Source organism: Streptomyces tyrfis (assembly GCF_037034285.1).
In the GTDB taxonomy this organism is placed as follows: Bacteria; Actinomycetota; Actinomycetes; order Streptomycetales; family Streptomycetaceae; genus Streptomyces.
Genome location: NZ_JBAGJZ010000041.1, coordinates 32,087 through 44,133 on the forward strand (window position 1 = coordinate 32,087; position 12,047 = coordinate 44,133).

The 12,047-nt window shown below is 67.8% G+C and carries 9 protein-coding genes and 2 pseudogenes; 2 read left to right on the forward strand and 9 right to left on the reverse strand.

Annotated elements, in window-relative coordinates; all coding sequences use genetic code 11:
• Window positions 1-90 precede the first annotated feature (90 nt).
• Window positions 91-325 (forward strand): annotated as a pseudogene (locus WA762_RS26715) (IS4-like element ISSav1 family transposase); the annotation flags it as partial.
• Window positions 326-508: 183 nt separating this feature from the next.
• Here the strand turns inward: WA762_RS26715 and WA762_RS26720 are convergent.
• The 6 genes from WA762_RS26720 to WA762_RS26745 form a co-directional block, all read right to left on the reverse strand.
• On the reverse strand, window positions 509-1,315 hold the full coding sequence (locus tag WA762_RS26720) for a methyltransferase domain-containing protein (RefSeq protein WP_335938994.1): 807 nt from the start codon (window positions 1,313-1,315) through the stop codon (window positions 509-511).
• A gap of 130 nt (window positions 1,316-1,445) precedes the next feature.
• The gene (locus WA762_RS26725; RefSeq protein ID WP_335938995.1) at window positions 1,446-3,122 is read right to left on the reverse strand and encodes an aldehyde dehydrogenase family protein; all 1,677 of its coding nucleotides are present in this window, start codon (window positions 3,120-3,122) and stop codon (window positions 1,446-1,448) included.
• Window positions 3,123-3,227: 105 nt separating this feature from the next.
• The gene (locus WA762_RS26730) at window positions 3,228-4,064 is read right to left on the reverse strand and encodes an alpha/beta fold hydrolase (RefSeq protein ID WP_335938996.1); all 837 of its coding nucleotides are present in this window, start codon (window positions 4,062-4,064) and stop codon (window positions 3,228-3,230) included.
• Complete coding sequence (locus tag WA762_RS26735) at window positions 4,061-5,563, reverse strand: flavin-containing monooxygenase (protein WP_335938998.1); 1,503 nt, start codon at window positions 5,561-5,563, stop codon at window positions 4,061-4,063. The genes WA762_RS26730 and WA762_RS26735 overlap by 4 nt, the downstream gene beginning before the upstream one ends.
• The gene (locus WA762_RS26740; RefSeq protein ID WP_335938999.1) at window positions 5,560-6,282 is read right to left on the reverse strand and encodes an HAD family hydrolase; all 723 of its coding nucleotides are present in this window, start codon (window positions 6,280-6,282) and stop codon (window positions 5,560-5,562) included. Before WA762_RS26740 ends, WA762_RS26735 begins: the two co-directional genes overlap by 4 nt.
• Complete coding sequence (locus WA762_RS26745; RefSeq protein ID WP_335939001.1) at window positions 6,282-7,145, reverse strand: SDR family NAD(P)-dependent oxidoreductase; 864 nt, start codon at window positions 7,143-7,145, stop codon at window positions 6,282-6,284. The genes WA762_RS26740 and WA762_RS26745 overlap by 1 nt, the downstream gene beginning before the upstream one ends.
• A 768-nt stretch (window positions 7,146-7,913) precedes the next feature.
• Between WA762_RS26745 and WA762_RS26750 the strand changes: the two are divergent.
• Window positions 7,914-8,149: pseudogene (locus WA762_RS26750) on the forward strand (hypothetical protein); the annotation flags it as partial.
• 423 nt (window positions 8,150-8,572) lie between these two features.
• Here WA762_RS26750 and WA762_RS26755 read toward each other — a convergent pair.
• From WA762_RS26755 to WA762_RS26765, 3 genes are all read right to left on the reverse strand, one after another.
• A complete protein-coding gene (locus WA762_RS26755) occupies window positions 8,573-9,220 on the reverse strand; it encodes a class F sortase (RefSeq protein WP_335939002.1) in 648 nt (215 codons plus the stop codon).
• A gap of 290 nt (window positions 9,221-9,510) precedes the next feature.
• A complete protein-coding gene (locus WA762_RS26760; RefSeq protein ID WP_335939004.1) occupies window positions 9,511-9,894 on the reverse strand; it encodes a sortase-dependent protein in 384 nt (127 codons plus the stop codon).
• A gap of 125 nt (window positions 9,895-10,019) precedes the next feature.
• Window positions 10,020-11,984 (reverse strand): sensor histidine kinase, encoded by a 1,965-nt coding sequence (locus WA762_RS26765; RefSeq protein WP_443080684.1) that lies wholly within the window; start codon window positions 11,982-11,984, stop codon window positions 10,020-10,022.
• Window positions 11,985-12,047 lie beyond the last annotated feature (63 nt).

Here is a 12,047-nt window from a genome sequence, read left to right on the forward strand (position 1 = left end):
GCTCCGGCAACGGTCGCCCGGGGCCGCCGTCTGCGGACTCGTCATGGCGCCCCCTGGAGCGGATGAGTCAGACCGCGGGAGGTGACCGCTTCCGCCCAGCAGTTCCTGCCGCTGCTGGACGACAGCATGCAGCTGTTGGACGACCGCGGCTTCGACACCGACGACTTCCTGGCCAAGGCCGCGGCCGCCGGTGCCCAACTGCTGGTCCGGCTCAAGGCAGCGCGCACCCCGGCCCGCTGGGCGCCGCTGCCCGACGGAACGCAACCTGACCCGGATCAGCGGGGCCCGGCTGCGGATCAACGACGCGCACACCGCCGTGACCACCGGCACCGTTCGGTCCTGCCCTTCCCCCAGCCGACGATGCCCGAGGACACCTGCCCGCTGTGCGGCCACTTGACGTGAAACTCGGGCAACTGCCCGCCCGTGTCGACAGCGCCCGTGGGGCTTGACTCCGGATCGTGAACATCCGGGATGGCGAGGCCGGTCCGGCCCGCCTCGTGACATGCTGTCAAGCAGGGCGACGCGCCCGGACAGAGATCATGACCAGGCTGATGTCGATGAAGGCCGGATCGTTGAAGGAGTCGATGCCGGCCTGCCACTCCTCCTCCGAGAGGAGTCCCGTGGATATCAGAGGATCGCGCATCTGGTTGATCATGAACGTCCAGTGGCGGTCACCCGCACCCCCCTGCCCGCACTGCATGATCCGGGCGGAGGCGGACAGGTCGGCCAGGCCGTTCCGCAGGGCGAGACCGGGCAGGGACCTCGCCCACCGCAAGTCCGCGCCGTGCATTCCCCAGAGCGTTCTGACGGCTCGGGTCATTTTGCTGAACTCCGGATAGGGCGACTCTCGATCATCGATGATCACGGGTTCCTCGGTCACAAGCCATCCACCAGGAGCGAGCCACTGAGCGGCGCGCCGATAGATCTCCTCCCGCTGGGGAAGGTGAACGAGCAGCGCACGTGTGTGGATCAGGTCGAAGGACTGCGGAGCGAAGTCGCACTCGAAGACGTCCTGCTCACTGATCGTGAGGTTGCGGAAGGCCCCCTGGTCGAGGAAGCGGGTGTCGAGGTCGACGGCGGTAGTGCGCCCCTCAGGACACATCCCGGCGAGCCAGTACGCGATCGATCCGGCGCCTGCCCCCAGCTCCAGACAGCGCCAGTTAGGCTGCACCGTGCAGTCGGTGAGCAGGCCGATGGTCTCGGGATCCAGCGCGTCCTCCAGGCGGCGAAGCCTCTCGAGTTCGCTGTGCACCTGATGCCCGATCGAACTCTCGTTGTACCCGTACGCGGGGTTTTGCAGCTGGTTGCTGGTCATCGTTCGGTGCTCCTTGCGTGTCGCGGCAGTCGGGTACGGCAATGCGGAAGTCATCTGATTCGGTGAGTCTGCGGTTGCGGATGAGTGCGCAGGCGATGCTGATGAAGGCGAGGAAGCGCTCAGCCTTGCGTCAGCTTCTGAGCGCGGAGAAGACGAGAGCCGGCAAGCGCCTGGCCTGCGGTGCGGCGACGAAGTGGGTGAGTCGTTCAAGAGTCGCGCGCCCGGTGCGACTCGTGGCGAAGTACGGCGGACGAGGTGAGAGCGACGGAGAACCGGCGAAGAGGCCACGTGGGGCCGGTGCGAAGGGTGCGCGGAGCACGGTCTTCTCAATCTCTCGCAACATGAAGGCGTTGTGCACGAATCCGGTGCCGCTGCCGACCGACTGCCGGGTGTGGCCGGGGTAGGAGCCCCAGGGGGTGTATCCGAGTAGGTACCCCACCCCTGGCCAGCAGTTGATGCCCAGGGTCCCGTAGCGCAGCGCGGCGACGGCGTCCCGGACCGCGGGGAATGCCGTCCTTTCCGTCCGTGGGTGGACGAGGACTGTGGCGCCCAGTGTCCCGGGCAGGACGTCGTTGGCGAAGTCGATCGCGCGGCGGAGAAACTTGCGCGGACTGTCGCCAGGAAGCTCGACCACCCCCAGGGCGCCGGCGAAGATCTCGGCCGTGATGAGCGGATCGTTCTGGTCGTGCAGTTCCGATACCAGGACGAGGCCTGTGGCACCGAGGATCTCGGCCTCCGGGTGACGGGCCAGGACTTCCGCCAGCCGGTTCTCGGTGCCGGGGTAGTAGCCGGCACGCGTCGGAAGCGCACGTGCGAGAAGGCGGATCTCGTCCAGCAGCCGCTGGGATCCGGTCCAGCCGGACGGCACGATGAGAACCTGACTGGCGACGCAGTTGTGGCCCGAGTTGTTCATCTTGCTGGTGACGATGTGCTCGGCCTGGAAACGAAAGTCTGCGTCACTCCAGTCTCCGGGTACGACGATGACGGGGCTGACTCCGCCCAGTTCGCTGGTGAAAGGCTTGGTGACCAAGGGAGTGTCTTCGCAGCGCCGCTGCTCGGCCAGACCGTCAGTGCCCCACACAATGGCGTCGTGGGTGCGGTCGCTTCCTGTCACATGAATGGAGTCCACACCCGGATGTGTGGCGAGGTACGCGCCCTCCGCCTCGCCTCCGTCGACGAACCGCAGCCAGTCGCGCTCGACGAACTCGCTGAAGATCTGCTCGAGGTGGGGCCGAAGGTAGGCGTTGACCGGGTGTGTCTTCGCCACGGGGACCTGACCATCGGTGTAGAGCTTGTGGAGAACGTCGAGCACGGTGATGGAGGCGACATTGCCGCCTCCGAGTACCAATGCGACGCCAGGCGGGCTCGCACCGCCACGGTATTCCTTTGCCGCGCCAGCCCGAACACTCTCGGGCGTGGCGCCCTCCTGTATCCGCACCTCGGCACGATGCCCGTTGAGCAGGATTCGGTCCCACCCCGTGGCGGGGAAGACATCGACCGCGACGCGTCCGTCACGGATGCGCACCGCGTGGGACTCCACCGGGTCCCTTCCCTTTGCTATACGACGCAGCACCTCAAGGCGGGCGTTGATGCCCTGGAGCAGGGCCCAAGGGCCGCCGGCCCAGTCCTCGGCCGCCCACGAGGAGTCCGGGGCGTAGCCCTTCGCGCGGGCTGCCATTGCGACCATGTCCGAGGCCACACCGAGGACCCTCGGTACGAGTCGTTCGAGCAGGGCGATGCGTTCCTCGAGTGGCGTGGCAGTCCATGAAGGGGCGTTTCGTCGCAGTGCGTGCACGGCCTCGTCCATGGCGGCCGCGCCCGGAACAGTCCTATCCACGACAGGCCGCCTCCCGGGCGCGCACCCGTTTTGCCACATACCCATGCCCGGCCGGAGTTCGCACGGGGAGCAGTATCATTTCCCCTCCTTGCACGACGTTTCCAGGAATTTCTGGATCTCTCCGCTCAATTCTTCCGGGCATTCGAGAGGCAGGAGATGGCCGGCGCGAGGGATCATGGCCGTCCGGGCGGACGGGAGCTCTTCCGAGAGCAGCCTCATGTATGTACGCGAAGCGATTCTGTCACTCTCCCCGGCCACTATCAGGACCGGAACCCTCCTCATGGCGGCGAGATTCGGCAGCGAGAACCTGGAGAGCAGTCCGAGCATGGTACTCAGCGTGTACGGCGGAGTGCTCGAAAGCATGGCCGAGAACTTGTATCGAGCACCCTTGGAAGCGTCAGCCCCGTAGAGGGGCCACCGCCAAGTACTGATCACCTTTATTACCCTCATCGCACCGCGTGCCATCAATCGGCCAAAATATCCGCGGCGCTCATTCCTCAGAGCGATTCTTGGCAGAGAAGGCAGAGCACGTTCCAGGAGGCGTCCTGGATACCCGCTCACCGAGCAGCGGAGATCCAGGCGGGATGCACTGACCAGGACCACGCCGACGATCTTCGAATCCGAACCGAACAGCGTCGGTTCAAGAGCGGCAAGCCTGAGGATGGCGGCACCTCCGGCCGAGTGCCCGACGAGAATCACAGGACCCGTCAGGGGGGAACTCCGGATGACGGCACCGAGATCTCCCGCGAGCCGATCGAGTGTGAGCTCCTCGTTTCCCAATGGGTTTTTCCCGTGTCCACGTTGGTCATAGGCGTACGACTCGTACCGGGCAAGGAGGCTGCGGACTTCACCCCAGTATGTTCCGTCAGCACCCAGTCCATGAACGAAAAGCAGGGAAGGTTTCGGAGTCATGAGCCAATCTCGCTTCCTGATCCGGATTTGCCGGATTCGCGGTATTGTCGGATGTCGAAGTCTGAAAGCTGAATTCTTGACAGCATTTTATGATGTGCCCTCACCGTCCAGGGCCAGACCATCAGACTCCCCTGGGAGTCGTGGTACCAGGATGCGCACCCGGACGAGAAGACCGTACCGGGCATGCCACTCCGCAGAAGTTCGTTGAATTTGTCCGAGGCTTCCTCGGTGGGTGAAATCTCCGCAACGGCACCGGATTCGAAGAGTTCGATCCAGTGGAGGACGTAATCTGACTGCGTCTCGGCGATGCGCATGACTGACTCGCTTGAGAACGGACTGTTCGGGCCGACGAGCATGAAGAAATTCGGGAAGCCCGGCAGTGCGACCGTCTTATACGCCTTGGGGCCGTCGGACCAGAAATCTTCAAGCGTTCTTCCGGATTTTCCGACTATTTTCATCGAACGCATGAAGGTATCTGCACGGAACCCCGTCGCGAAAACGATGACATCTATTTCCCTCTCTACGCCGTCACGGGTCAAGATCCCCCGTTCTGTGATCCTCTCGATCTCCTCACCGATTACTGTGACGTTGTCCTGCTGCACGACCCGGTAGAACCCGGAAGCCGCCACCAACCGCTTGCACATCGGGTTGTCGGGAGGCGTGAGAAGTCGCCGGAGCTCCCTGGAACGGACCCGCCTGAGGGACAATCGGCAGACCCCCGCGATCAGTTTCCGTTGCCAACCCGCTCTGACCACTGCCGCACTTATTGTTCCTTGGAAGAAAACCCGCCAGAAGCGATCTGCGAGCCAGCTGAAGCCCGGCACCACACGATGAAGTCTCTTCGTGATCGCGGAGTACCGTTGCGCGGGCTTCGGGAAGACCCACTGCGCGGTGCGCTGGAACAGATAGAGGTGCTCGGTCTCCGCGGCAAGTGCGCAGGTCATCTGCGTTCCTGTCGCTCCCGTGCCGATGATCGCGACGCGCTTCCCTCGCGTGTCCACCCCGCTCTCCCACTGAGCGGAGTGCGTCATGACCCCCCGGTAGGCGCTCTTCCCCTCCAACTCGGGCAGAGCCGGCTGCACGAGCAGCCCTGTGGCACATATCAGGAAGTCCCAACGCGACTCCACACCCCGGGACGTCCTTACTCTCCACTCCCCTGCGGTGAACCGGGCCTCTACTACCTCTTCCCCTAGTCTCAGATGAGGGCCGATCCCGTACATTTCCACCACCCTATTGAGGTATGAGAAGATCTCATCTCCTCGGGCGAAATAGGAATCCCAGTCAGGGTTCGGCGCGAACGAGAAGGAGTAGATCCTGCTCGGGACATCACATGAAACACCCGGATAGACGTTTTCTCGCCACACTCCTCCCACGGCCTCTCCTCTGTCGTATACGACAAAGTCGTCGATTCCGGCCCGCTTGAGCTTGGTTGCGAGGCAGATCCCGGAGACCCCGGCGCCGATGATCGCAATCCGGGCCTTTCGCCGGCCTCTCGTCACTTTCGCCCTCCGTCGTCGCGCGCTGACACGGTCAGTGATGTCGACAGCAGTTCCCGAGTCTGCTCCAGCACGGTTTGACGAGTCGCCTGTCGGATTCCGAACCACCGAGCGGCCTCACGAACATGGGGGTGCGGCTCGAACAGCAGCGACAATCCTGCGCGGTTCAGCACCTCGATGTCCGGCCAGGAGTTCCCCAGCGCATACGCGACACTCCAGTCCACTGCCCTGGGCTGTACCGCCTCCTCCAGTACAGCCCTTTTCCCTCCCGGCAGCGCAGGAGCCAGTTCTATATGGCCGGTGTACTGGCCCTCAGCGCGGACGAGTCGAGTTCCGCTCCCGGCATGGACGCCGAGGTCCCGGGCGACCAGACGCACGATCTCGTCCGGACTCCCGGAGACGAGAAGCGTGCGATACCCGGCCAGATGAAGTGTGTCGATCAGTGGCTTCGCATGGGGATATATGGATGTCTTCTCGCGCCGCCACACCTCCTCCGCCAGCTCCTGTATCGCAGACTCAGGCAGGCCGGCCAGCGTTTGTGCGTATTTTTCGTAGAGCGCGTACATGCTCGCGACGGAGCTGTGGGCATCCTGGTAAAGCCGTTCGAGGTCCTTCATCGCCACGGGGTTTATGAGCTTCGCGGCACGTTGGGATCCGAGCATGGACATCCCCAGCGCGGCGGGCGTGAGTGTGCCGTCCATATCCAGTAGCGCGATCTTCATCAGACTTCCCACTTCCTGATGCGGCGGCCCCTCGGCATCGAATAGTCACGCCTCGACTCACCGCTGAGCTGGGCGAGCCGCCTCAGCTTTTCCGGCGCGAGCGCGTGAAGGGCCGCGACGTACGGCACGTAGGCGGGGACGTTCACCACAGGACGTGGTCGGACCAGGGACTTGGCGATACTCCGTGCAACCTGCTCCGGTGTCGCCGCCGGGAAGATGTCGCTGAGCCGCGACATTCTCCGGGAAGACACGTGACGGAAGAAATTCGTACCAGCCACCGCTCCGGGGCGCACTACCGTCACATCGACGGAGGTGTGGGCGAGTTCCAGGCGCAGTATCTGGCTGTACGCCTCCGCTGCCGCCTTGGCCGCGGCATACGCTGCAGCGGGGCCGCGGACGTAGACGCTCCCTGCCAGAGAGCCCATCGTAATGATCTGCCCGCCCTCGCCGGCAAGCATCAAAGGAACCACCGCGCGGGTCGCATGAACCATGGCGTCAAAGCTGGTCCGCATGGTGCGTTCGATGTCGTCGTCACTCATGTCGGCGTCGTCCACCCAGCGGCTGTACGCCGCATTGTTCACGAGTATGTCAACACGCCCATGGCGGCTGTGCGAAGCGGATATCCATGCCTCCAGGGCGTGCCGGTCGGTTACGTCCACCTGCTCGAAGTGGAAGGACCCGAGTGGTGCCGTGGAGCGCACGGCCTCGATGTCGCTCCTCGATATGTCACAGACATGAACAATCGCGCCATGCTCGGCCAGCAGGCGTGCCACGGCCCAACCGATGCCTTGGGCTCCTCCGGTAACGAGGCAGACCGCGCTGGCCAGACGGTCACGCAGGATCTTGTTCTGTCGGGATGTCATCTCCACTCCTTCAGTCAGACCTTGGCGACGGGCGTTCAGGTTCCGGGCAGCCGCGGTCCTCCCGGCCTGCCGGTGGTTGTGGCTCAACCCGGCCGTCGACCGGAGACGGGGCCGGTACGGGTCGTCGGCTCCGCGAAGGGATTTGGTATGCGCTTGACGATCTTTCTGGCCTGGACGGTACTTGTCAAGCGAAATGAGATGTTTATTCGATCATGGGCGATTTGGTAATAGATGCCCGTGTTTGGTGGGGTCGTTGGTCCAGACCTGGACGGCTATCTCGGGTGGTTTCGACCGTCAGACAAAGCGTTCCGGGTGGCGTTCACAAGCCTCGGCGAGGACGATGGCCCGCTGGTCCCTCACTCCCCAGGCGGCACTGAAGTGGAGGGCCGAGGCGGGGGCATGCAGGCCGATCCCGGAGTGCCGGTGCTCGTGATTGCAGTAGCTCGAACGCGTTTGTAGGTGCTGTCACGCTGTTGGGTTGCAGGTGCCTGACGGCGCGTCGTGGCCTGGTGGGGCCTCGGTCAGGTAGTCGTCGGCGGTCAGGCCGGGGTCGGCCAGGATGCCGAGGGCCGCGGCGTGCAGGGCCGCGCTGTCCTGGGGGGCCGAGGTGGCGGTGTAGATCGGGTCGCCGCCCGTCTCTATTCGGGCAAGAGTGTTGACGGATGCGGTCCGGCGGAGATGAACCCGCGAAGCCGAGAAGTCGGCAACCCGTGAGCCTGCCGCCGCAACCGCCCTCCTCTGGACACGGTGTGGATCCCCCTCCATAACCCGGACATCGTCGGCTTCGACGACGAAGGGGTCTGGGTCTCGCGCACCTCGACAACGGCCGGTTCGCGCAGGCCCGACTGGTATGCCGCAGGTTCGGGTACAACGACGCAAACGCTGGCGTGTCGGCCGCCCCCTTCGTCACCGACACCACCGATGACGGACGCGTCATCGTCGGCCTCGGCAGCCCGGGAATGTACGTGGCCCGAAACTTCTTCCGCCACTTCAGGACCCGATAGCCCTCCGCGGCCGCGTCACGAGCACCCCCGCGAACGGTATGCAGGAACCCGTCATCTCCGTGCAGGTCCGGATCTGCCTTCAACCTTCGCCTCGCGGTGACACGCCGGGCGGTACCGGGCCGACGCGGCGCCCAGCACGTGACCATCCCGTCCCTCGTCCCCCAGCAACCCCCGACACAACCCGCTACCGCCTGCCTGACACTCGCACATCGCGCTACCACGGACCATCCGGGACCTTTCCCCTCCTGCGGCGGGAAATGATCTTCAGAAGTGCGGGAACAGCAGCCTCAAATTCGATCCATAGCGGCTGGTCAGAGAATTGTGTCGGTTGACCACCACCAAGAAGACCCCAGTTCGTCTGGGGTCTTCTGCTGTTCCGAAGGTCTGTACGGGGCGTCCGGGCGTGGTTGCCGGAGGGGGGCGTCAGCTTCGGGTGGCGTACACGATGAGGTTGTCCACCGGGTGTCCCTGGGGGTCGAAGGCGCCGTCGCAGGTGATGAGGCGCAGAGCGCGTTGCCCGGTGGCGCCGTAGACCTTGTCCGTCGGGAACGCCTTCTTGCTGACGGTCTCCGTGCCGGTGACCCGGAAGTGGAGTTCGGCGCCGCGGTCGTTGCGGATCGCGATGTCCGCGCCCTTGGCGATCTTCTTCAGGTCGTGGAAGACGGCCTTCCCGAAGCGGGTGTCGTTGTGCCCGATGAGCACGGCGGCGCCGCGGTCGCCGGGGGACGGGTTGCCGGTGTACCAGCCGACGGTCATGCCCTGCTCGGCGGGCGGCACCTCCACGGTGCCGTCCGCGTTGAGGCCCAGCCGCATCACGTCGCTGTCCACCCCGATCGACGGGATGCTCAGATGGGTGGGACGGGCGGGGGCGCCCGGCTTCTCCGGCCCGTTCGCGTCGTCCGGGGCCGCGCCGTCGGCGGAGCCGGACGGTTGCCGGGCGGCCTGCGCGGCGCTCCCGTCGCTCCGGGCATCCGACGGGGCGTCCGCGCTCCCGGCGGAGCAGCCGGCGAGGGCGAGGCAGACCAGCACCGGAAGCGCGGCGCGCCGCAACGGCACGGGAGTGGGGAACATGGGGGCTCCAGGGCGGGAGAGGGGGGAGGGGAGGGTGTGAGGCGGGGGCGTCGACCGTCGCGGGGCGGCGCCACCGGTGTCGCGGCCCCGGGACCGGCGCCCTGTGGCGCCGGTCCCGGGGTGCGTTCTTCGTGACGCGCGGTCAGCCGCCGGGCGGGTCGGGCCGTGCGGGTCGGTCACCGGGCACGGCATGACACGGGGCGGTCAGGCGGCGCGTGCTGACGGCGCGTCGGCACGGGCGGCCGCGCACGGCCGTCCGCACGACGCGCCGGTGCCGGCGTGCGGCGGTCTCAGCGGCCCGGCTGGGCGGCGGTGCGCCGACGCAGTACGAGCGTGCCCGCGCCCGCCACCAGAAGGGCGGCCGCGGCCGACCCGGCCAGGACGGCGGTGTTGTCGTCGGAGGCGGCGACCGGCTGTTCGCCGGCGGCGACTCCGCCGCGCGGGGTGGTGCCGCGGGGCACCGGCGAGGGGTCGCCGAGCACGACCTTCCCGATGGGCTTGGACGCGTCCCTGATCAGGACCGGTTCCTCGGGCGTGCCCTTGCCGGCCGGGGTGCTGGTGACGGAGGCCACGGGCGTCGGCGTGTCGGCGAACGCGGCGGCGGACGGGACGAGTACCGCACCGGCCGCGACGGCGGCCAGAACGGCGGTACGCAGGATCGAGCGATGGCGCATACGGATGACTCCATTCCAGATCGGCCCCGGTGGCGTCCGGAGCGGGTCCGCACCGAACTGCCGGGGCACGACGACAGGCTGGCGTGGAGTTGTGAAGAAGCTGTCAGACCGGTGTCCTGATCGGATCAGGTCCGCCGCGTGTCCTTCCGCGGCGCGCCGGCCGCTCCCGTCGCCGCGTCCGTGTCGGCGCCCATGCCGCCGCCTGTATCGGCGCCCGGGTCCGGGTCCGGCGGGTCGGCCGGCAGGCGCAGTGCGAAGACCGACCCCCGTCCCTCGGCGCTCTTCACCGCGACGGATCCGCCGTGCGCCTCGACGAGTTTCCGCACGATCGCCAGGCCCAGCCCGCTGCCGCCGGTGCGGCGGCTGCGGGACTTCTCGGCGCGCCAGAAGCGGTCGAAGACATACGGCAGATCATCGGCCGCGATGCCGCTGCCCGTGTCGGCGACCTCCACCACCACGCGGTCCCCGGACTCGGAGACGTACGCGCGCAGGGTGACGCGGCCGCCCGCCGGGGTATGACGCACCGCGTTGGAGACCAGGTTGCCGACGGCCTGCCGCAGCCGGACCGGATCGGCCGTCAGCCGGGGCACGGGGGCGTCCGCGGCCGTCTTCCGGACCGTCAGGGCGACTCCGGCGGTCTCGGCCCGGCCCTGGTGGGCCGCGGCGACCTGGTCCAGCACGTCCTCGGCGCGTACCGGCTCGGGGTGCAGCCGCAGCACGCCCGCGTCGGCGTCGGCCAGGTCCTGGAGGTCGTCGATGATGTGCTGCAACTGCACGGCCTCCGTGTGGAGCGAGGCGATGAACGCCGGATCGGGCTCCGCCAGACCGTCCTGCGCCGCCTCCAGCCAGCCCCGGATGTTGCTCAGCGGGGTACGCAGCTCGTGGGCGACGTCGCTGACCATGTCCTTGCGCTGCTCCTCCAGCCGGGCGCGGTGCGCCGCCATGTCGTTGAAGGCCGCGGCGAGCCGCCCGATCTCGTTGCCGTCGGTGACCAGCACCGGCGCGGACTCCTCTCCGTCCCGCATCCGCTGCGCGGCGCCGGTCAGGTCCCGCAGCGGACGCACCAGCCGGGCGCCGGCGAGCATCGTGGCGCCGACCGTGAGCGCCAGGACGAGGGCCGCGGCGCCCGCGATCTTCGCGGTGTTCGCCGGGGAGAGCGCGAAGCCGGGCACGGTCGTGCTGTCCTCGTCGCCGATGAACAGCATCGCGGGCGAGGCCACATGGGAACTGAGCTGCTCCCGGCGGGCCGAGCCCACACAGGAGGCCGTGGCGCGCTCGTCGTCGTCGGTGCGCATGGTCGGGACGGGGGCGGCCGTCGTGTCGCCGCCCCGGATGACCAGCGTCGGTTCCGAGGCCTCCGCCCAGGACAGGTCCAGGTTGAGCCGCACGCTCGTCCGGCCCTGCCGTTTCAGACAGGCGTCGGCGAGCCGGTTGAGCGCGGCCAGCGCCTTCCGCTCGGTCGCGGTCGGCCGGTCCAGGCCGTCGGGCACGCACCGCGTGCCGTGCGTCTGCTCCGGATCGGCGCCGACCACCTCCACGCGCGGGCGACCGCTGGGCCCCTGGACCACGTCCGCCGCCACCCCCTGCCGGCTCAGGCACGCCGCCCTCCGCTCGGCGATCCGCTGCAACGCGGCGCGTTCGGACGCGGGCAGCCGGAACGGGCCGACCGCGCGCGGATCGACCCGGTCGGCCGCGGCGCCCGCCGGGGTCACCGGCTGCGACAGCGCCGTGTCCACGGACAGCGGGTCGACGATCGCCGACGCCTGGGGCGGCAGCGCGGGCGCGGACGCCGGCGTGGCGGAGTCCGCGAGCGGCGCGCGCTGCTCCGTGGTGAGCGCGATCCGCCGGCCGGTCCGCCGGGCCAGGTCGCGCACCGTGTCCTCGACGCCGTCCCAGGCGGGGTGGGTGGCCGCGTATCCCAGCAGAGTGTTGTAGATCCCGGCGTCGGCGGTGAGGTTGCGCCCCTGCTCCTGCCGGATGGCGCCGGACGTGGTCTGCACGGCGAGCCACGCGGTCGCGGCCACCGAACAGGCCGCCACCAGCGCTGACACGGTCAGCAGTCGGCCGAACAGGCTCTTGCGGAGCGGCAGTCGGTCCGGCCGCTCGCGGCGGCCCGCCGCCTCCCGCGCAGGGCGGCCCGGCACGGCGGGCTT